The organism is Streptococcus criceti HS-6 (genome assembly GCF_000187975.2).
In the GTDB taxonomy this organism is placed as follows: Bacteria; Bacillota; Bacilli; order Lactobacillales; family Streptococcaceae; genus Streptococcus; species Streptococcus criceti.
This window is the reverse complement of record NZ_AEUV02000002.1, coordinates 1,642,037-1,661,520: the sequence shown is the minus strand read 5'-3', so window position 1 is coordinate 1,661,520 and position 19,484 is coordinate 1,642,037. Positions and strand designations below refer to the sequence as shown.

The following is a 19,484-nucleotide window of genomic DNA, read 5'->3' as shown; positions in this document are numbered from 1 at the left end:
TGTGATTTAGAATAGGCTCTATTTAGACATTGTCACCTATTTTGAAACCTGCTGAAGATTGTGGCGGATGGTCTATAAGTCTCGCTGATTTCTGCTCTTTTTAGCAAATTAAGGGGTAAAAAGTGGCTAATCCGCATCGGTCAGCTCTTATCATCTAATAACTGTTTTAGCTTCGGCGGCTAATTAATATAGGGGTTGGTTAGGCTAAACAGCCAAAGGCTGAGCGTATATATATAGCAAATAGTTGCAGGCTTGTCTCGGGTATGTTAGACTAATATAGTAAAAGATTTTTACTATATTAAATCTAGGAGAGGAGATAGGAATCATGAAACTCACTAAAGCTCAGTCTTATGCACGACTGCGAGATGAACAGTTTTCCTTGTTTGAAGATTATGCCAGAAAACATGGCATGAACAGCAAATCTCTTTTAGTCTTGATGTGGGTCTATCATTTTCCCTCAGGCATGACACAAAGACAGCTAGCTGAGAGGACCTTTTCGACCAAACAGGTCATGCAGGCTATTATCAAAAATTATTTAAAAAAGGGCTGGGTTTACTTGGAAGCCAGCCAGTTAGACAGGCGCCAAAAAATTGTGAAATTGACAGAAAACGGAAATGAGCAGGTTAAAGAACTGATCGGCCCACTGCAGCGTTATGAAGCCGAAGCTATGGCCAGTTTATCTGAGGAGCAGCAGGAGCAGCTTTTAGCGGCGACTCAGGCCTATTCACAAAAGTTTAAAGAGCTGATAGAAAATACGGGAGACGACCTATGATTAATAAAATCATTCACTATTTTTCAGCTAACGGCTCTACCTACTGGAGCTATGTTTGGCAACATATCAGCCTTAGCTTAGCTGCCTTACTGGTTTCTTTAGTACTCGGACTTTCTCTGGGTGACTGGGCTTACAGAAGTCCGCGCCTCAGGCAGTGGATAACAGGAACCAGTCAGGCCCTGAGGGTCATTCCCAGTCTCGGCGTTCTCTTCATTCTTATCCCTTTCATTGGTGTTGGGGTCCTGCCGGCTCTGATTGCTCTGATTTTTCTTGGTTTGCCGCCTATCCTTGTTAATACAGTAGTGGGATTTGAACAGGTGCCGGATGCTCTGTTGGAAACAGGGCGAGGGTTAGGGATGACCCAGCGCCAGCTGATGGTCAAGGTCAGTTTTCCTTTGGCTTTGCCCTATATTTTAAATGGCATCAAGCTATCTTTGGTTGAAATTATTGCCAGTGCCACATTAGCAACTTATATTGGTGCAGGGGGGCTGGGCAATCTCATCTTCACAGGTTTGCAGCTTTTTAGGTATGATTTGCTGATTATCGGCGGTGGATCGGTAGCTCTCTTATCCTTTCTTAGTATGCTGATTTTAGATTTAGGAATTAAATGGAGTAGTGTCAAATGAACAAAAAATTATTATTAGGTCTTATTTTAGCTATCTTGTTGATTGCTGTAGGGGGATTCTTCTTCTTGGGCAAACAAACAACTGATAAGGCAGGAAACAAGGGAACTATCCGCCTTGGTTCCAAAGATTTCACAGAAAATCTAGTTGTTGCCGAAGTCTATTCTCTAGCCTTGGAAGACCATGGTTACAAGGTTGAACGCAAAGCCAATATCGGAAGCTCGCTCATTCATAATTCTCTGAAAAATGATGAGATTGATGTTTACCCAGAATATACCGGAACAGGTCTCTTATCGGTTCTCGGAGAGGACATGCAGACCGATCCTAAAGCGGTCTATAAGACAGTTAAAACGGATTACGAGAAAAAGTTTAACCTAACGTGGTTGGACTATGCACAGGCTAATGACAGCCAAGGTTTAGTAATTCGGACGGAGGTTGCCAAAAAATTGGGAATCAAGACAATTTCCGATTTGCAAAAACATGCGCAAGAATTACGCTTTGCTTCCCAAGGGGAATTTGATCAGCGAGATGATGGGTTGCCAGGCCTTAAAAAGACTTACGGAGATTTTGCATGGAAGTCCTCGAAAGTTTATGACAACAGCCTGAAATATAACATTCTCGACAATAACAAAGCCGATGTAACACCTGCTTATACCACAGAAGGTCAATTAGTCAACACAGACAAGTATACCCTGCTAAAGGATGATAAAAACTTTTGGCCGCCGTATAATTTAGCCCCTGTTATCCGCGATAAAACGCTTAAAAAATATCCGGAAGTGAAGGGAATCCTGAATAAGGTGACTAAAACCTTATCAACCAAGACAGTCACCAAGCTCAATGCTCAAGTTGATGTAGATGGCAAGGACTACAAAGAGGTGGCTAAGGATTATTATAACAGTATAAAATAACGACTATAGATAGAGTCGCAAATTAGAAAAAGGAGAGAGCATGACCGCAATTATTAACTTTGATCATGTCAGTAAACTCTATAATGGCAAAGCTGTTGTTGATGATGTTAGCTTTACCATTGAAAAGGGAGAGTTCATCACCATTTTGGGGAGTTCTGGTTCTGGTAAAACCACAACCTTGAAAATGATCAACCGTCTCATCGAGCCCAGCAAAGGAAAGATTGAATTTAATGGGCAGGATTTGCTGGCGCTTGACCCCATAGCCCATCGGCGACATATAGGGTACGTGGTGCAACAGATTGGTCTTTTTCCGCACATGACAGTAGCTGACAACATTGCCACCGTTCCCAAATTATTAAAATGGGATAAGGAACGTATTTATCAAGAGACCAATAGGCTCTTAGAATTGGTACAGCTGCCGGCTCAAGAGTATGCTGAACGCTATCCGCACGAGCTCTCAGGCGGCCAGCAGCAGCGCGTCGGTGTGGCTCGCGCTCTGGCCTGCGACCCCAATGTCATTCTTTTTGATGAGCCCTTTGGTGCCATTGATGCGATTACACGAACTGATTTACAGGATCAGCTGCTGAGTATCCATCAGCAACTAGCCAATAAAACTTTTATTTTTATCACCCACGATATTACAGAGGCTTTTAAATTAGGAAATCGCATCCTTATAATGGACCAAGGGCGGGTTTGCCAGTTTGATCAACCTCAGACGATTATTAAAAATCCGCAGAACGATTTTGTCAGCAAACTCATTGAAACTGCCCGTGCACAGGAATCTTTGTGGAGTCTTGCCCATGATTGACTATTTTAAAACGGCATCCGACCAGCTGGTGTCGGCAACAATTGAACATATTATCCTTGCAGGAACAGCCCTGCTGATCGCCTTGCTGGTTGCCAGTGCTATCACGTTCGTTTTACTCTTTGTACCCAAGCTGCGTCAGCCCTCTGTGTACACACTATCGCTTTTATATGCTGTTCCCAGCTTCGCCCTTTTTGCACTCCTGATTCCTTGGACGGGCCTAGGGACAACAACCGCAATTATTACCCTCGTTGTTTACGCACAGTATACGATGGTCAGAACCTTTCTCGAAGGGTTGCTTCAGGTGGATCAAAATGTAATGGAAGCAGCTGTAGGTATGGGAATGACCCCGCTACAGATTTTATATAAAATCCAGCTGCCTCTAGCGGCCCCAGCTATTATAGCTGGTATCCGTTTAGCGGCAACCGCAATCATAGCCATCGCCACCATTGCTTCGACAGTCAATGCCGGCGGGCTTGGCACTATTCTTTTTGATGGCCTGCGTACAATGAGTTTTCCTAAAATGGCTTGGGGTATTCTGCTAACAGTGACCCTCAGCCTGATCGCTAACGTTATCCTCTATCTCGTTGAAGAGATTTTAAAAGAAAATCAGACAGCTGCCTGATGGTAGCTGCTTTTTTCTATCCAGCAGGTAATCATGTTCAAAACCGTATAAAACAAAAACTGGGCAGCTGTTTGGTTTGGGTTGCTATTTAGAGTGATGAGCGTTAAAAGCATAATCAGTCTAACCGCTATATGTCGAATAGCACGTACGGCGGTGAGAGAGTCGGGGACTCAATCAGTAGGGAGTGCGGAGGTGGGACAACGAAGTCAATTTATATAAAAAATCGACTTCTGTCCCACTCTCAAAACAGACAGTTGCCGCTGTGGTAAAAAACGATTGCCCCTATTTAAGTCAATCATCGAGGGGATTTTCAAGACCCTAGGCTTGAAAATGAGCAATGGAACTCCGTTAGGAGGTCGCTTGCGTCCCTACCACATCAGGCTAACTGTCAAAAAATGTGAATACAAGTTTTTCAACAGTTCGGTGGACTGTTGAAGGGATCCACTTAAAAACTAAGAAGCTCCAGTTACAGAAAAAGCCAATCAGCAGTGGTTAATTGGTGCTAAAGCACCTAATGAACTGTGCAGAGGTAAGACTTCTTGGCATAGCTAACAAGTCTTACTGCCAACCACTGCGTTAATCCGATAAATCTAGAACAATGTTAACGAGTCTGGACTTTTTTGTCTCAGACCCTACTCGAATGTCGGGAATTATACACGTGATTGTGCTATAATAAACCCATTATTGCTTTAGAGGAAGATTTTATGACAGGTATCTATGGCGACTATGCAGATTATCTGCCGCAGATTTTGAAAACATTAACCGATGCTATCAAGACAGCTAGCCAAGAGCAAAAGGCAGCAACTGGTTTTAAGCTCTACGAACATTTACTGGCTCGCATCAAATCAGAAGACAGTATGATTGAAAAATGCGGCCGCAAGAACCTGCCAGCAACTCCGAGGTCAGCCCTCAAGGAAATCCGCGATAGTATTGGTATTCGTGTCGTCTGCGGCTTCGTTGATGATATCTACAAAACCGTTGACATCCTTAAGAATATGTCCGGGGTTGAGGTCGTATCTGAAAAAGACTATATCGCCCAGGCCAAGCCCAACGGCTATCGGTCCTACCACCTTATCTTGCAGTTAGAGACAGATTTCCCTGATATTGATGGCAATGCCAGAGGCAGATATTTTGCCGAGGTCCAGCTCCGCACTATCGCTCAGGATTCGTGGGCCAGTCTGGAACATCAGATGAAGTACAAACATGATATCAAGAATCCTGAATTGATTACCCGTGAACTCAAGCGCTGTGCGGATGAGTTAGCGTCTTGTGATCTGAGTATGCAGACTATTCGCGATTTAATTGAGGAAGGCGGTGACTAAATGACTTTACGTATTTTATTGGCAGAAGATGAGGAACAACTAGCCCGTGTTTATCAGGCAGCCTTGGAGCATCAAGGTTATCAAGTTGATCACGCCCCAAATGGGCAAGAGGCTGTTGATTTAAGCCGTGAAAATCCTTATGATGTTATCATTCTCGACATTATGATGCCGATTAAAACAGGGCTGGAAGCATTAAGTGAGATTCGTGCCTTGGGGGATCGCACCCATATCATCATGCTGACGGCTATGTCTGAAATCAATGACCGAGTAACTGGCTTGGATGCCGGAGCAGACGAGTATCTGACCAAACCCATCTCCTTAAAAGAACTTTTGGCCCGTCTGCGCTCAATGGAGCGCAGACTTGACGGCAGTTTTACGACCAAGATTTTAAAATACGGCTCTGTCACACTTAATGTCGCTGAACAGGAAATGACAGCCGAAAATACCATCCGTCTGGCCGGTAAAGAAAACAAACTGATGGAATTCTTTATGCTCAATCCTGCTAAAATGCTGTCTACCTCAGAAATTTTTCAGCAAGTCTGGAGCAAGGATGAGGACGGAGTCACTGAGGATTACGTTTACGTTTATGTTTCCTACCTGCGCCAAAAGCTCAAGTCCATCCAAGCTGATTTGGAAATTGTTGGTGAGAAAGGCGGGAGTTTCGAATTAATAGAAGCAGGTGACCGTCATGTTTAGGCACTTACGGATTCGCATTATTATGATTGCCGCCGCAGCACTCTTGGCTGCTCTTTTTCTCTTTGCCAGTGTCCTTAATTCCGCTTATTATCTCACGACAAATCGACAAATTGACAGTGCGCTTCAGCTTTTATCGACCAATAAGGGGGAATTAGCCTATAATAGCCAAACGTCAGAGCGTCTGGGTATTACGTCGCCGGATGCCCTTTATAAATATCGTTATTTCAGTCTCATCTTGAATAAAAATAACCAGCTGGTTTCTGCCTCTATAGAAAATATCCGCTCTGTTAAGGATGGCGATATTGATAATATTATGCAGAAACTTTTGCGTTCCGATGAACCGGATGGAAAATTTACCCTGAGAGGAATTACCTTTTCTTATCGGAAAACCCTTTTAGATAATCATCGAACACTCATCGTTGTCCTAGACAGCAGTGAGTTTTATGAGTCCAGCAACCGTCTCAGTCGTCTGACTTATGTCATGTCTGTCATCAGTTTTGTTGTCTTTCTCGTGATTTTTACGATTTTCTCCGGCCGCATTATCCGTCCTTTTGTCAGAAATATGGACAAGCAAAGGCGTTTTATCACTAATGCCGGTCATGAACTGAAGACCCCTTTAGCCATCATTCAGGCCAATACAGAGCTCCAAGAATTAATGACTGGGGAGACGGATTGGTCAACCTCCACCAAGGATCAGGTAACCCGCCTGACCAATCTGATCAATGCCATGGTGGCTCTGGCACGTTTGGAAGAACAGCCCGATTTGGTTTTAACGGATGTCAATCTATCAGAAGTGACACAAGATGCTGCCGAAGACTTTAAAGGGCCTGTTGTCCGCGATGGTAAGAGCTTTGTCATGGAAATTGCTCCAGATATTCACATTCAGGCCGAAGAAAAATCAGTCTTTGAACTGGTAACTATCCTAGTCGATAACGCTAATAAATACTGTGATCCAGACGGCCAAGTCAGCGTTCATCTCAGTCAAGTCGGCCGCACTCGAAAACGGGCCCGTCTGCAAATTTCCAATACCTATAAAGAAGGCAGGGGTATTGATTACAGTAAGTTTTTCGAGCGTTTTTACCGAGAGGAAGAATCCCACAACAACAAGAAGAAGTCTGGTTTTGGTATTGGGCTTTCTATGGCTCAAAGCGTTGCGAAACTCTTTCGAGGCCGTATTTTTGCTACTTACAAGGAAGATACAATCACCTTCACGGTTGTTTTTCCAAAGTCATAAAAAAGCTAGAGCTGAAAAATGTCTAGCTTTTTTTAATCTGGCTATGCTATAATGATCAAGACTAGTTTAAGCGAGGTAAGCCATGACTAAAGAAGATTGGATAACATTATTTAAAGAAGTTAATGGACGGGATCCAGAAGCGCAGGAAATTGAAGCGGCTATCAGAAATGGGGTTATCGACCAAGTCCCAGAAGAAGCTAAACCCGCCCGCAAATCAACCCCACAGCTCCCGAAAACTCACAGCTTTCAAAAGGAAACTGAAGTTGGACAGCGTTCAGTCCCTCAGCCCTCAGCAACTCCAGTTAATTCAGTGGCTGAGGAAAAATCAGTAGACGCAGCTCAGGAGCAGCAGAACCTGAACTTGATACAGAGAAGTTCGGACAAGCCTCAGCAGGCCCAGCCGTGCTTTGCCAAACAGAAGGTTCTGAAGGTCAGCTTAATCAGTTTAGCCTGCCTGTTTCTTGCGCTAATCTTGGCCGCAGCCAGCTATGGCACTTGGCGCTACCAATCTGGCAATATCTCCGGTACTTGGAAGTTGGAGAAAAAGATTGTCTATAGCTCTGGTGATAAGATTAAACTGGTTCAAGGCAATGCTAACTCTACCACTCAGACCAATGTTGCTTATAAGGAATATCTGACAGTCGATAGAGCAAGGAATCTCTATACTTTTGCCTATCTCCAAGATAAGCAGGATAAGGATTCCGTCGGCCTTCCTATCACTAATTACTTCCAAAACTCTCTCAAAGCAAATTATTGGAAGAAAACAATTAGGACGACCTACTCTAAAAAGGAGGCCAAGAAGATGGTTGTCAAATCCTACAATCGGTTCTTCAGTCGCATCGGTGTTAAAGAAACGCTCAAGATAAGGGATCTTAGCTACTTTGATACTGACCGAGATTTGCAAGAGAGATTTGCTTATACCTACAGCTATCAGGTGAAAGGAGATACCTTGACCTTGGTAGCTCGAGACAAAAAGGGCAAAAAAGTAGAAACGCTAACCTATAGAAAATTGTCTAAAAAAGGGACTGAGGATTTTCAAAAGCAACTCAAGTCGGTTAGGCTCAAATTTGAAAAAAACATGAAGAAACAATATAACTAGAAATAAAGCGAGGCGAATCATGACAAAAGAAGAATGGATTGAATTTTATAAGTCTGTCAATGGCAGAGAACCAAGTCAGACAGAAATCGATGCGGCTCAGGCCTCTGGCGTCTTTAGACCTGAAGGAGAAGACCAGCAAACAAGCCCCAATCAATCAGCCCAAGCGAACCAGACGGAAACTGTCCAAGCCGGCTCAGGGTCAGAGAATATAGCTCACCCCCAAGCCCAAGCATCTGCCCCTACCAGTAGTCAAGCCTTTACGGGGCAGATGCAGACGGGTGTCCCCAGCATGCAGACTCCAGTTAATCAGCTCCCCAAGAAAAAGATAAATTTAGTTTGGAAAATTCTGGCTCTAGTTGTTATCGCAGTCTTGATCCTCGGTGCAGGTGGCGGCGGCTTTGCCTGGTGGCACTATAAATCTGGTGACATTCGAGGAACTTGGGAGATGACCGACTCTCTCTACTACAATAAAAAGAAGAAAAAGTGGGAAAGTCGCCTTAAGGACTACACTAGACTTAACGAAGTTTATACTGAAGTCATGACCATTGATAAAGACAATCAGGTTAAAAATATTTCCTTTACAGTTATGACCAGCGAATACGACTATACCTTTGTTCCTTATTCTAATAAATACAGGAGTTTCCGCCGTGTCGATCAATGGAATCGGAAAATTGAAACCAGTATGTCCAGAGCCGACTATAAAAAGATGGTCAGCAAGGCTTCTTATAAAGAGTTATCCTATACACCAAAATCGGATATCGAAAATTTGATCAAGAGCGATGTTGATAGTGTCTATGATTATCAAGAGTCCTATCAAATTAAAGAAAATAGATTAACAATTAGCCGTAAGGATAAAAAAGGCAAGGTTGTATCTAAGATAACCTATAAGAAGCTTTCGAAATCACAAGCGAATCAACGAAAAGAAGACTTTAAAAAGGCCGAATACGATTCAGAGCATGGCCACTAAAAAATAGAAAGCCAGAGCAAAAGGGTCTGGCTTTTAATGTCTTTTATGGTATAACACTTAAGGATTATTTAAGCGACAAAGAAAAGGTGGAGTGAATATTTTGACTTATTAAGGGGCGATAGCCGAGCCGACTGGAAATCAATTAGGCTAGAGAAGCCGATGAGATGATGATTATCATAAGGAAACCTATTCTCAAAAAATAGAAATTCAAAAAAGCTAGTGATATCGAGTGATAAAGCTGGAACATTCGTCATCCGCATCGCTGACTTCTGACTAGTTGACAGCATTTTTTCAGCGAAAGTAAGTATAGTCGCAAAGTCCATTACTGAGTATCATCTAAAAACTAAGGGGGTGTAGATGGACAGGTAAAAAAGAGGGCTTGCCAATCTAAACTATTAAGATAATTATAAATATGAATTAGAGGTAAAAGATGACAAAAAACGAATGGTTAGAATATTTCCAATTAGTAAACGGGCGTGATGCCAGTCCTGAAGAGATAAAAATGGCATTACTTAACAGAGAATTTCAGACAGAGGAAGTTACAGAAGCCCCTCAAGACCAAGTCAGCCAAAAAACAGAGTCGGAAAGGATTCCTGACTTAGCTCAAGAAAGTCAATTAACTCAAGCGGAGGTCTCAGAGCCGGTATCGCCCGATTCAGTATCGGCTCACAATATCAAGCAACCCCAAGGAGTACCTACCCCCGTTCCAAATGTAGCAAAAACCAGCGCAGTGACTAGTCCACTAGGATCAGCAAACCAAAGCACCCAAAATCCATTTTCCCCTCAATCTGGTTCAGCTGGTCAAGTACCTCTAACTGGGCAGATTCAGAATCCTCAATATTTTGGGCAAATGATCCCGGCCAAGAAGACCAATAAAAAGTTAAAATGGATTTTGATCTCTTTAGCATCCTTGGTTGGAGCAATTCTGCTAATCGGCGGCAGCTATTCTACCTGGCGCTATACATCAGGTAATATTGAGGGGACTTGGGAAATGATAGATTACAAGGCCTTCAATGAGGATAAGAAACGCTGGTCGACTTCCAAGGATGACGACGCACCAAAGGATTTGCATTCCTATATGAAAGTCAACAAGGACAAATCTGTTCAATATTTCGCTTATTATACAGCTACAGATTATGTCTATAATTATTTTGATGATTCCTCTAAAAACTACTTGGATGCAGAAGATTATTCAGCTGTGACTGCTGAAAGCTACCTAGGGTCTTTTGACAAAGTCGATCAATGGAATAAAAAAATCAAACCTTCCATGTCCAAGTCAAACTATGAAGATAACTTAAAAGATATTTATAAGGATAAACTGGGCTTAGATAAATCAGATGCTGAATATCAGGCTGAAGAAGACGCTAAGGATTATGGCAAGTTGATGGGGGATAAACCTAAATATGACTTCACCTATAAGATCGATGGCGATCGGCTGACAGTTAAACGTATCAAGATCAGCACTGGCAAAGTCGTTTATACAGCTCATTACAAGCGCTTGTCCAAGGAAAAAGCAAACTCCGTCCAAGACGACATGAAGGATATAAAATCTGACTTTAAGAAGCGCATAGATGATTATGATGACTATGACGACAGCTATGATGACTACTAAGAATACTAAATTCAAAGCATATAAAAACTAGGAAAAAGTTCCTAGTTTTTTCAAATTTTATGAGTTGTTTGCTTAACCAAAGAAAACACTTGCAGCAATCGTTAATATTGCCAGACCTCCTTGAGTCAAGAGAATCTTAGGATTAGAAGTTGCAGCGCCATAGGCGGCGACAGCTACAATATAAACCATAATCGGTAAAATCATGCTGGGATTGTAGACCAGAGCATAGAGAATACCGACCCCGATCAGCCCATTATAGATCCCCTGATTTTTAAAGAGGGTATTGAGATTTTTAGTCTTGAGCTCCTCTTGAGACATACCGAAAACCCGCGCAGTGGAAGCAGAAGCGGTGGCAAAGGTTTCCAGATACATGATATAGAAAAATTCTAGGGCAACTAGAATGGACAAAGCAGTAGTATAAATTGACAATTAAAATTCCTCACTTCTTAATAATTCCTATCCATTATAGGTTGCTCCCCACCTATTTGCAAGGGATATGACTTGTACAGTGCTCGCTCTTTTTGGTTTAACGTTTTACGTAGAATATCAAGGAATTGTGAAAGCACCAGTCCTTTACCAATCTGCGGCATCAATTCCGACTACGACTGGCAGAGTGGCTACTTGGCTGGATTTTCTCATTTAGTTTCATTTGAAAGAATTTTTGCGCTAAAGTTGATCGTGTATTTCTTCTTTGACGAAACGATTGTTTTCCTCTAACATCAGGCATTTTGGGGTTCACAAACTGTTTAAAAAGCTTTATACTAGCTTTGTCAGATAAACTAATAAAAAGAAAAGGAGTTGATCTTATGACAACACAAGCATTTGAACAATTTGACGTAATGGACACTCAGGCTCTGGCTGCTGTAGGAGGCGGTGATAGTATTCTTCATGATTGTCTATTTTTTATTGATTATTTAATGGGAAATGCAGGTTGCGTTGAAGATTATAATGGTCAAGGTGACTCTCTGTGCTGGACTGGCCCTGACGCCATCTCAAGATACTACTCGTAATCCCTGATAAATCCATTGTGCTAAAGAATTTATCGGCTGATTTAAGTCTGATAATTACATTGAAAAAGCGTTCGGAACTTCTTGTTCATTCCAAACGCTTTTTATAGCAAAAAGGCTAATACAGCTGTAAAACTTGATTTTTATAATCTAAGTTAATCTATTAAAAATTTTAAACTAGTATGTGTAAAAGCTTTCCTATTTGACAAAACGATTGTTTTCCCCTAACATCAGGCGTTTGGGGGTTCACAAACAATTTTATACTGGCTTTGTCAGATAAAAAGTATGACAGAATAAGAAGAAAAGGAGTTAATCCTATGACTACAAAAACTTTAGAACAATTTGACGTGATGGATGAACAAGCACTGGCTGCTGTAGAAGGCGGGGGTTATTGGGACGACTATCCCCTTGTAGGTGCTGCTGCTGGCGTTTTGTTTGGTACTGGTGGGTATCTCTTGCAAAATTATGCAGATACTGATGTTGCCCCCGGTGTTAATTTCTGGTAGTAAGGTCCTATCGCACTGGTACTAAAAGGATTAATCGGCTGATTTAAGCTAAACTTTTACATTTATATTGAAAAAGCGTTTGGAACAAGATTTCCAAGCGCTTTTTGGTTTTCATGTTTGGTAATCAATAAGCCCACTGACCTTATTTCTTCTTCATCTCACCATGCGGGAAGTAACTGCCTTCTGGCAGGTCTCTGATGATGACATGGATGTTTTCTTTGGGCGCATTGGCAATACGGGAGACAACTTCAGTCACTTCGCGGGCTAATTCGATCTTTTGGTCTTGCGTACGACCTTCAAAAAGGTCAATTTTTACAAATGGCATAGAGATTCCTCCTAAATTTTTAATGAACATCACCATTCTAACATGAATCAGTCAATAGCGCTTGAGAAAAAAGTGAATAAACCGCTGTCGGTTAATCAATTTTCGGGAGGATAGGAGATTCGTCATCAAGTTCCCTAAAGTCCTTAGCACTGCTTAAGGGCTAAGCAAACATGGCATTCGGCTAGTCAATTTTACTAAGCAAAATAGGAGTAGTGGGAGGGGTAAGGAGTGAGCTCAACCCAAAAATTGAAAATTTTGGTTCTCACCACTTCTTAATTTCCAGACCGTTTCACTCCCAACAAGTCTCTAGCGTCTTAAGAAAGGCCTGAAAATATTACGTTTTAAAAGTAAGGGCTCTAAAAGTTAGCAGGAATTTTTAGACTTCCTCCCCTGCCAGTGAAGGGTAATTTATGGTAAAATAGAACCATTAATGTTTTAGACAGGATGGATATTTTGGCACAGTTATATTATCGCTATGGGACTATGAATTCGGGTAAATCTATTGAGATTTTGAAGGTGGCCTACAACTATGAGGAACAAGGCAAGCCAGTTGTTCTCTTGACCTCGGCCCTGGATACACGTGATGGCATTGGCTGGGTTTCCAGTCGAATCGGTCTCAAGCGTCAGGCTAAGCCAATTTCGGGCGATACAGACATCTTTGGTTATATCGAAAGTTTACCTGAGAAGCCTTACTGTGTCTTAGTTGATGAATGTCAATTTCTGACCAAGGGAAATGTTTTTGACTTGGCCCGAGTCGTGGACGAACTGGATGTTCCTGTCATGGCCTTTGGGCTGAAAAACGATTTCCGCAACCATCTTTTTGAAGGGTCGAGGGAACTCTTGCTCTTGGCAGATAAAATCGAAGAAATCAAAACCATCTGTCAATACTGCAGCAAAAAGGCCACCATGGTCCTGCGGATGAAGGGTGGCCAGCCGGTCTATGAAGGCCAACAGGTGCAAATCGGCGGCAATGAAACCTATGTCTCGGTTTGCCGCAAGCACTATTACCATCCCCAACTAGAAAGTGAGAAAAAATAAGGTTAATGAATATCTACGAACAACTGCAGGCGGTGGAAGACCGCTATGAAGAATTGGGTGAGCTGCTCAGTGACCCTGATGTCGTTTCTGACACCAAGCGCTTTATGGAGTTGTCGCGCGAAGAAGCTAGTACGCGTGAAACCGTGACCGTCTATCGAGAATACAAACAAGTTTTACAAACTATCGACGATGCCGAAGAGATGATTAAAGATGCTGGCGGTGATCCTGAGCTTGAAGAAATGGCCAAAGAAGAGCTCAAAGACGCCAAAGCTGCCAAAGAAGATTATGAAGAACGCTTAAAAATTCTTTTGCTGCCTAAAGATCCTAATGATGATAAGAATATTATCTTGGAAATCCGTGGAGCCGCCGGCGGAGATGAAGCCGCCTTATTCGCAGGTGACCTGCTCAATATGTACCAGAAGTACGCCGAAAGTCAGGGCTGGCGTTTTGAGATCATGGAAGCCTCGTACAATGGTGTTGGCGGCATCAAAGAAGTCGTGGCCATGGTGTCAGGCCAATCGGTCTATTCCAAACTCAAATATGAATCCGGTGCCCACCGTGTGCAGCGTGTCCCAGTGACTGAGAGTCAAGGCCGCGTCCATACGTCAACAGCAACCGTTTTGGTTATGCCAGAAGTGGAAGAAGTAGAATACGATATTGATCCTAAAGACCTGCGGGTAGACATCTATCACGCTTCCGGTGCTGGCGGACAAAATGTCAATAAGGTGGCGACAGCAGTTCGCATGGTTCACATCCCTACAGGTATCAAGGTGGAGATGCAAGAAGAGCGAACCCAGCAGAAGAACCGCGATAAGGCTATGAAAATTATCCGTGCTCGGGTGGCTGATCACTTTGCCCAGATTGCTCAGGATGAGCAGGATGCCGAACGCAAGTCTACCATCGGTACGGGCGACCGATCTGAACGAATTCGCACCTATAATTTCCCGCAAAATCGTGTGACGGATCACCGAATCGGCCTCACTCTGCAAAAGCTGGACTCTATTCTCTCCGGTAAGATGGATGAAGTCATTGATGCTTTGGTTCTTTATGACCAAACCAAGAAACTGGAAGAATTAACCCAATGACCTACGCCCAATTATTTTTGCAGTATGAGCTCGAACTGGAAAAAGCCCATGAAGAACCTGAGAGCTTAACCTTTACGTTTAGAAATCTCAAAGGGCTTAATATGACTGAGTTTGTCCTGCTCTTGAGACAGGAAATCACCGCTCAGGATCAAGAACTTCTTGCTCAGATTGCTAAGCGCCTTTTGGCTCACGAACCGGCTCAATATATCATTGGCTGTGAAACTTTTCATGACTTATGCTTCAAGGTGGATAAGCGGGTGCTGATCCCTCGCCCTGAAACAGCTGAATTGGTTGATTTGATTTTAGAGGAGAATGCAGACAGTGAGCTGAGCTTGCTTGATCTGGGCACTGGAAGCGGTGCTATTGCTGTATCGCTAGCACACAGTCGGCCAGCTTGGCAGGTGATGGCGTCTGATATCTCTCAGGATGCTTTGGACTTGGCTGGTGAGAATGCCCTAGCTAACAAGGTGCAGGTAGATTTTCTTCAATCGGATGTCTTTAGTCGGATTGAAGAAAGCTTTGCTATCATCGTCAGCAACCCGCCTTACATTTCCCGAGCAGATAAAGAGGAGGTTGGTCTCAATGTTTTGACCTCCGAGCCTCATTTGGCCCTTTTTGCCAAGGAGCAAGGGCTGGCTGTCTACCGCAGAATTGCTGAAGGAGCAGAGTCCTATCTCAAATCTAATGGCAAGATTTATCTGGAAATTGGTTATAAACAGGGGCTGGCAGTCTCACAGATGTTTCAAGCTGCCTTTCCAGATAAGCGGGTAAGAGTTTTGCCCGACCAATTTGGTCAGGATAGAATGGTGGTGGTTGATGATGGTTGATAAAGCAGCCGTTGCTAAAATTTTAGCTGCAGGAGGAGCAGTTGTCCTCCCGACTGAAACCGTTTATGGCCTTTTTGCCAAGGCCTTGAACCAGCAAGCCGTTGAGCGTGTCTATGACCTGAAGCAACGTCCACTCGATAAGGCCATGAACCTCAACGTAGCCAGCTTGGAAGATATTTTGGCCTACAGCAAGGATCAGCCAGTCTATCTAGCTAAGCTCTATCAAGCTTTCCTACCAGGTCCGCTAACCATTATCCTCAAGGCTAATGACAAGGTCCCAAGCTGGGTTAATTCTGGTCTGTCAACGGTTGGCTTTCGCCTTCCTGATCACCCCCTAACTCGGGAACTCATTAGGGAATACGGCCCCTTAATCGGTCCGTCGGCCAACTTATCCGGTCGAGCGTCTGGCACAAACTTCAAAGACATTATCGAGCAGTTGGGCAATCAGGTGATAGGAGTAGCAGATGATCCAGCCATTCAAGGTTTGGATTCGACTATCCTAGACTTATCTGGAGATAGGGCCATTATTCTTCGCCAAGGTACCATCAGCAAAGAGGCCTTGCTGGAGGCAGTGCCCGAATTAAATTTCTAAAGGAGAAATGACTGATGTTGAGAGCTTTGGTTTTATCGGACACTGCCGCTGTTCAGTCCATCAACCATTATTCGCTCGGTTATACCCTAGCTCAGGAAAAGGCTGAGCAGCAGCTAGAAAAGCTTCTAAAGGATTCTCATCATTTTCTTTTAGGATTTGAAGATGAGGTTAGCCAAGAATTGGTTGCCTATGTCCATGCTGAGTTTTATGACACATTTTATTCAGAAACTGGCTTCAATGTTCTTGGTTTAGCTGTTTTACCGGCCTATCAAAATCAAGGCATTGGTAAAAAACTATGCAGGGGCTAGAAACAGAGGCTAGGAAACGACAGTATGCTCAATTCAAGCGCCAATCGAAAAGAAGCTCATGCTTTTTATTGCACTATAGGATAGTTTTGGCCAACTATTATCAGGCTTACTTTTAATGAAAATGGCCAACCCATTTAACGCAGTGGTTGGCTGGCTGTTCTTATCTCTTGCTAGGCAGTGATAGCGACCAGCCTAGCCAACTGTGCGGGGGTGGGAAGACGAAGTCAAAATTCTATGATTTGTGATTTCTTTCCCACTCCCAAAAGCGATTTATTAAATCTATGAGGTAATTTTATGATTTTTGACAAAGATGATTACAAGGCCTATGACCCAGAGCTCTGGCAGGCCATTCAAGCAGAAGAAGTGCGACAGCAAAACAACATCGAGTTGATTGCATCTGAAAATGTGGTTTCAAAGGCTGTTATGGCTGCCCAAGGTTCCGTTTTAACCAATAAGTACGCTGAAGGCTACCCCGGCAAGCGTTACTACGGCGGAACTGACTGTGTTGATGTGGCTGAAAATCTCGCTATTGAGCGGGCCAAGGAGCTCTTTGGTGCCAAGTTCGCTAATGTCCAGCCCCACTCAGGCAGTCAAGCTAATGCTGCAGCCTATATGGCCTTGATCCAACCCGGAGATACCGTCATGGGAATGGATTTGTCGGCCGGCGGTCACCTGACTCATGGCTCGCCCGTCAGCTTTTCAGGTAAAACCTACAATTTTGTCCCTTATAATGTTAATAAGGAGACAGAAGTTTTGGATTATGATGAAATCCAGCGGCTGGCTGTCCAACATCAGTCTAAGCTAATTGTAGCGGGGGCTTCAGCCTATTCACGGATTATTGATTTTGCCAAATTCCGCGCTATTGCTGACAGTGTTGGTGCCTATCTCATGGTCGATATGGCGCATATTGCCGGTTTGGTTGCGTCTGGCCATCATCCTAGCCCAGTTCCTTATGCCCATATCACCACAACAACGACTCATAAGACCTTGCGCGGACCGCGCGGCGGCTTGATTTTGACCAATGATGAAAATTTGGCTAAGAAAATCAATTCCGCTGTTTTCCCAGGTTTGCAGGGCGGTCCCTTGGAGCATGTGATCGCAGCTAAAGCGGTTGCCCTCAAGGAAGCCTTGGACCCAGCTTTTAAAGAATACGGTCAAAATGTCATCAAAAATGCTCAGGCTATGGCTAATGTTTTTGCTGCCCACCCTGATTTTCATGTCGTGTCTGGCGGGACTGATAACCATGTCTTCCTCGTTGATGTGACTAAGGTTGTTGAAAACGGTAAACTGGCTCAGAATATCCTTGAAGAGGTTAATATTACCCTCAATAAAAACAGCATCCCATTTGAAACGCTGTCACCATTTAAGACATCGGGTATCCGTATCGGCAGTCCAGCTATTACCAGCCGCGGTATGGGGGTAGCTGAAAGCACCAAGATTGCTGAGCTGATGATTCAAGCTCTGGAAAATTACAGCGATGAGGCTGTACTGGAACGCATTCGCCAAGATGTCAAGTTATTGACAGACACTTTCCCACTTTACTAACATGCTAGATTTATATTTAAAAAAAATTATTATCCACCAATTCAGTCCCGACGACACCGAGCTTCGCTTTGCGGATAGGCCGCTGACCTTGACACCAAGTCTGGATGAGTATTTCCGTAAAAAGCTGGCTAAGGTTTTTACCGCCGACGCTAAGCGAGGGACCTTTGAGCCTGAAAATGACTTTATCGCCAACCTCGGTGATGATTTTATGGAATCTGCCCGCAAAATAGCCCAGCTCTGGAAGGAAGAGTTTGTCATCAGTGAGGATCAAAAAACCAATGATCTGATCTTTATCCAATTTGATAAGGATGGTGTTGAACATTTCGCCTTCTTGCGGTTGGTGCTTAAGGATAGTTTAGCGCATATTCTGGGAGATGATGAGCAGCCGCTAAAAGTCACCCAGAATAATCTGCCATCTGCGGCTCAAACGCCTGATGAGGCCTTGGTGATTGACCGCCAAACCTACCGTTATTATTTGATTGAAAAACGCATTAAGCACAATGGCAGTTTTGCCAACTATTTCTCTGAAAACCTGCTTAAGGTCCAGCCTGAGCCATCAATCAATAAGTCCATCAAACAGTTGGAGAAGACAGCTCAGAAGGTGGCCGATGATTTTAACAAAGATGATTTTAATTTCCAATCCAAGATGAAATCAGCTATTTTCAAGAACTTGGAGGAAGACCAAGAACTGTCTCCGGAGAAATTGGCCAACCAGCTTTTTGATGATAATCTCACGGCTCGTTTAACCTTTGTAGATCAGCTTAAAGAAGCTATTCCGGAGCCGATTCCAGTGGCTGATGTGGACTATTCCCGCCAGTCGAAGAAGTTGGAAAGTCAGAAGCTCTCTCTTTCAAATGGCATTGAACTAATTGTTCCTAATGGCGTTTATCAGGATGCAGAGTCGGTAGAATTTATCCAAAATAATGATGGTACCTATTCCATTCTAATCAAAAATATTGAGGATATCCAAAACAAATAATATGTTTAAAAAAATTAGACGAATCATCTATGTGATTATTGTCTTGCTCCTAGTTTACCAAGGGGTCAAGGTCTACCAATCCGTCAAGCGGGTATTGACCTATCGACCGTTAGTGGAGCAAGTCTTAGCTGAGGATGATAATAGTACCAATGAAGATTTAGTATTAGCAGTAATATATACGGAGACCAAGGGTCGTGATGGCGATGTCATGCAGGCCAGTGAGAGCTCGACAGGGACCACCAAATCCATCAAAGATAATAAAGAAAGTATCAAGCAGGGAACCAAGGTCTTAGATGAGAATTTGAAAAAGGCTCAAACAGCTAAAACGGATTCTTGGACTGCAATTCAAGCCTATAACTTTGGCTCCAACTATATCGACTATGTAGCTGACCATGGCGGGAAGAACACTCCCCAGCTGGCCAAGGCCTACTCCAGAGATGTTGTTGCACCAAGCTTGGGGAATAAGACTGGTAAGACCTATTATCATATCAATACCATTTCCATTCTTTATGGCGGCGGCAAGCTGTATGTTAATGGTGGCAACCACTATTATGCCAAGCAAGTGCAATTCAACCTTTTCTTAATCCGATTGGTTGACAGGTTATAGAA

At 43.3% G+C, this 19,484-nt stretch carries 22 protein-coding genes and 1 pseudogene; 21 read left to right on the top strand and 2 right to left on the bottom strand.

Annotated elements, in window-relative coordinates; translation table 11 throughout:
• Positions 1-325: 325 nt before the first annotated feature.
• The 11 genes from STRCR_RS07810 (at position 326) to STRCR_RS07760 (ending at position 10,663) form a co-directional block, all read left to right on the top strand.
• Positions 326-772 (top strand): MarR family winged helix-turn-helix transcriptional regulator, encoded by a 447-nt coding sequence (locus STRCR_RS07810; RefSeq protein ID WP_004227173.1) that lies wholly within the window; start codon positions 326-328, stop codon positions 770-772.
• Positions 769-1,398 carry an ABC transporter permease gene (locus STRCR_RS07805; RefSeq protein WP_004228728.1) on the top strand — a complete coding sequence of 210 codons (630 nt, stop codon included), beginning with the start codon at positions 769-771 and terminating at the stop codon, positions 1,396-1,398. Before STRCR_RS07810 ends, STRCR_RS07805 begins: the two co-directional genes overlap by 4 nt.
• Complete coding sequence (locus STRCR_RS07800) at positions 1,395-2,303, top strand: glycine betaine ABC transporter substrate-binding protein (protein WP_004230094.1); 909 nt, start codon at positions 1,395-1,397, stop codon at positions 2,301-2,303. The genes STRCR_RS07805 and STRCR_RS07800 overlap by 4 nt, the downstream gene beginning before the upstream one ends.
• A 49-nt stretch (positions 2,304-2,352) precedes the next feature.
• Positions 2,353-3,111, top strand: coding sequence for an ABC transporter ATP-binding protein (locus STRCR_RS07795; RefSeq protein WP_172459638.1), 759 nt, complete (start codon positions 2,353-2,355; stop codon positions 3,109-3,111).
• Positions 3,104-3,733, top strand: coding sequence for an ABC transporter permease (locus STRCR_RS07790; RefSeq protein ID WP_004227913.1), 630 nt, complete (start codon positions 3,104-3,106; stop codon positions 3,731-3,733). The genes STRCR_RS07795 and STRCR_RS07790 overlap by 8 nt, the downstream gene beginning before the upstream one ends.
• Positions 3,734-4,437: 704 nt before the next feature.
• Complete coding sequence (locus STRCR_RS07785; RefSeq protein WP_004226470.1) at positions 4,438-5,055, top strand: GTP pyrophosphokinase; 618 nt, start codon at positions 4,438-4,440, stop codon at positions 5,053-5,055.
• Complete coding sequence (locus STRCR_RS07780) at positions 5,056-5,751, top strand: response regulator transcription factor (protein ID WP_004227029.1); 696 nt, start codon at positions 5,056-5,058, stop codon at positions 5,749-5,751.
• Positions 5,744-6,985 (top strand): sensor histidine kinase, encoded by a 1,242-nt coding sequence (locus STRCR_RS07775; protein ID WP_004227954.1) that lies wholly within the window; start codon positions 5,744-5,746, stop codon positions 6,983-6,985. Before STRCR_RS07780 ends, STRCR_RS07775 begins: the two co-directional genes overlap by 8 nt.
• An 82-nt stretch (positions 6,986-7,067) precedes the next feature.
• Complete coding sequence (locus STRCR_RS07770) at positions 7,068-8,084, top strand: hypothetical protein (protein ID WP_004229944.1); 1,017 nt, start codon at positions 7,068-7,070, stop codon at positions 8,082-8,084.
• Between the two features lie 19 nt (positions 8,085-8,103).
• Entirely contained in the window at positions 8,104-9,051 is a 948-nt protein-coding gene (locus STRCR_RS07765) for a hypothetical protein (protein ID WP_004225760.1), read from the top strand.
• Between the two features lie 430 nt (positions 9,052-9,481).
• On the top strand, positions 9,482-10,663 hold the full coding sequence (locus tag STRCR_RS07760; RefSeq protein WP_004227428.1) for a hypothetical protein: 1,182 nt from the start codon (positions 9,482-9,484) through the stop codon (positions 10,661-10,663).
• Positions 10,664-10,735: 72 nt separating this feature from the next.
• Here STRCR_RS07760 and STRCR_RS07755 read toward each other — a convergent pair whose 3' ends face one another.
• Positions 10,736-11,092, bottom strand: coding sequence for a DUF1304 domain-containing protein (locus STRCR_RS07755; RefSeq protein ID WP_004229505.1), 357 nt, complete (start codon positions 11,090-11,092; stop codon positions 10,736-10,738).
• Positions 11,093-11,469: 377 nt separating this feature from the next.
• On the opposite strand from STRCR_RS07755, the gene STRCR_RS07750 reads away from it, so the two are divergent.
• Positions 11,470-11,673 (top strand): hypothetical protein, encoded by a 204-nt coding sequence (locus tag STRCR_RS07750; protein WP_004225147.1) that lies wholly within the window; start codon positions 11,470-11,472, stop codon positions 11,671-11,673.
• A gap of 314 nt (positions 11,674-11,987) precedes the next feature.
• On the top strand, positions 11,988-12,176 hold the full coding sequence (locus STRCR_RS07745; RefSeq protein WP_004225939.1) for a Blp family class II bacteriocin: 189 nt from the start codon (positions 11,988-11,990) through the stop codon (positions 12,174-12,176).
• 142 nt (positions 12,177-12,318) lie between these two features.
• On the opposite strand, the gene STRCR_RS07740 is transcribed toward STRCR_RS07745, so the two are convergent.
• Complete coding sequence (locus tag STRCR_RS07740) at positions 12,319-12,501, bottom strand: 4-oxalocrotonate tautomerase (protein WP_004226384.1); 183 nt, start codon at positions 12,499-12,501, stop codon at positions 12,319-12,321.
• Between the two features lie 453 nt (positions 12,502-12,954).
• Between STRCR_RS07740 and STRCR_RS07735 the strand changes: the two genes are divergently transcribed.
• From STRCR_RS07735 to STRCR_RS07700, 8 genes and pseudogenes are all read left to right on the top strand, one after another.
• Positions 12,955-13,539 (top strand): thymidine kinase, encoded by a 585-nt coding sequence (locus STRCR_RS07735; protein WP_100208002.1) that lies wholly within the window; start codon positions 12,955-12,957, stop codon positions 13,537-13,539.
• Positions 13,540-13,544: 5 nt separating this feature from the next.
• Positions 13,545-14,624, top strand: coding sequence for a peptide chain release factor 1 (gene prfA, locus STRCR_RS07730; RefSeq protein WP_004229888.1), 1,080 nt, complete (start codon positions 13,545-13,547; stop codon positions 14,622-14,624).
• Positions 14,621-15,451, top strand: coding sequence for a peptide chain release factor N(5)-glutamine methyltransferase (gene prmC / locus STRCR_RS07725; protein ID WP_004228306.1), 831 nt, complete (start codon positions 14,621-14,623; stop codon positions 15,449-15,451). The genes prfA and prmC overlap by 4 nt, the downstream gene beginning before the upstream one ends.
• On the top strand, positions 15,444-16,043 hold the full coding sequence (locus tag STRCR_RS07720) for an L-threonylcarbamoyladenylate synthase (RefSeq protein WP_004227446.1): 600 nt from the start codon (positions 15,444-15,446) through the stop codon (positions 16,041-16,043). The genes prmC and STRCR_RS07720 overlap by 8 nt, the downstream gene beginning before the upstream one ends.
• 14 nt (positions 16,044-16,057) lie before the next feature.
• A pseudogene (locus STRCR_RS07715) lies at positions 16,058-16,435 on the top strand (GNAT family N-acetyltransferase).
• 210 nt (positions 16,436-16,645) lie between these two features.
• Positions 16,646-17,896, top strand: coding sequence for a serine hydroxymethyltransferase (gene glyA / locus STRCR_RS07710; protein WP_004229853.1), 1,251 nt, complete (start codon positions 16,646-16,648; stop codon positions 17,894-17,896).
• Position 17,897: 1 nt separating this feature from the next.
• Positions 17,898-18,875: a nucleoid-associated protein gene (locus tag STRCR_RS07705; protein ID WP_004229090.1), complete on the top strand. Its 978-nt coding sequence runs from the start codon at positions 17,898-17,900 to the stop codon at positions 18,873-18,875.
• A gap of 1 nt (position 18,876) precedes the next feature.
• On the top strand, positions 18,877-19,482 hold the full coding sequence (locus STRCR_RS07700) for a lysozyme family protein (RefSeq protein WP_004228285.1): 606 nt from the start codon (positions 18,877-18,879) through the stop codon (positions 19,480-19,482).
• Positions 19,483-19,484: the final 2 nt, after the last annotated feature.

What these genes read in the sequence shown, in the direction of transcription:
- STRCR_RS07810 (WP_004227173.1), top strand. Translation starts at nt 326, where the DNA reads ATGAAACTCACTAAAGCTCAGTCTTATGCACGACTGCGAGATGAACAG.
- STRCR_RS07805 (WP_004228728.1), top strand. Translation starts at nt 769, where the DNA reads ATGATTAATAAAATCATTCACTATTTTTCAGCTAACGGCTCTACCTAC.
- STRCR_RS07800 (WP_004230094.1), top strand. Translation starts at nt 1,395, where the DNA reads ATGAACAAAAAATTATTATTAGGTCTTATTTTAGCTATCTTGTTGATT.
- STRCR_RS07790 (WP_004227913.1), top strand. Translation starts at nt 3,104, where the DNA reads ATGATTGACTATTTTAAAACGGCATCCGACCAGCTGGTGTCGGCAACA.
- STRCR_RS07785 (WP_004226470.1), top strand. Translation starts at nt 4,438, where the DNA reads ATGACAGGTATCTATGGCGACTATGCAGATTATCTGCCGCAGATTTTG.
- STRCR_RS07780 (WP_004227029.1), top strand. Translation starts at nt 5,056, where the DNA reads ATGACTTTACGTATTTTATTGGCAGAAGATGAGGAACAACTAGCCCGT.
- STRCR_RS07775 (WP_004227954.1), top strand. Translation starts at nt 5,744, where the DNA reads ATGTTTAGGCACTTACGGATTCGCATTATTATGATTGCCGCCGCAGCA.
- STRCR_RS07770 (WP_004229944.1), top strand. Translation starts at nt 7,068, where the DNA reads ATGACTAAAGAAGATTGGATAACATTATTTAAAGAAGTTAATGGACGG.
- STRCR_RS07765 (WP_004225760.1), top strand. Translation starts at nt 8,104, where the DNA reads ATGACAAAAGAAGAATGGATTGAATTTTATAAGTCTGTCAATGGCAGA.
- STRCR_RS07760 (WP_004227428.1), top strand. Translation starts at nt 9,482, where the DNA reads ATGACAAAAAACGAATGGTTAGAATATTTCCAATTAGTAAACGGGCGT.
- STRCR_RS07750 (WP_004225147.1), top strand. Translation starts at nt 11,470, where the DNA reads ATGACAACACAAGCATTTGAACAATTTGACGTAATGGACACTCAGGCT.
- STRCR_RS07745 (WP_004225939.1), top strand. Translation starts at nt 11,988, where the DNA reads ATGACTACAAAAACTTTAGAACAATTTGACGTGATGGATGAACAAGCA.
- STRCR_RS07740 (WP_004226384.1), bottom strand. Translation starts at nt 12,501, where the DNA reads ATGCCATTTGTAAAAATTGACCTTTTTGAAGGTCGTACGCAAGACCAA.
- prfA (WP_004229888.1), top strand. Translation starts at nt 13,545, where the DNA reads ATGAATATCTACGAACAACTGCAGGCGGTGGAAGACCGCTATGAAGAA.
- prmC (WP_004228306.1), top strand. Translation starts at nt 14,621, where the DNA reads ATGACCTACGCCCAATTATTTTTGCAGTATGAGCTCGAACTGGAAAAA.
- STRCR_RS07720 (WP_004227446.1), top strand. Translation starts at nt 15,444, where the DNA reads ATGGTTGATAAAGCAGCCGTTGCTAAAATTTTAGCTGCAGGAGGAGCA.
- glyA (WP_004229853.1), top strand. Translation starts at nt 16,646, where the DNA reads ATGATTTTTGACAAAGATGATTACAAGGCCTATGACCCAGAGCTCTGG.
- STRCR_RS07705 (WP_004229090.1), top strand. Translation starts at nt 17,898, where the DNA reads ATGCTAGATTTATATTTAAAAAAAATTATTATCCACCAATTCAGTCCC.
- STRCR_RS07700 (WP_004228285.1), top strand. Translation starts at nt 18,877, where the DNA reads ATGTTTAAAAAAATTAGACGAATCATCTATGTGATTATTGTCTTGCTC.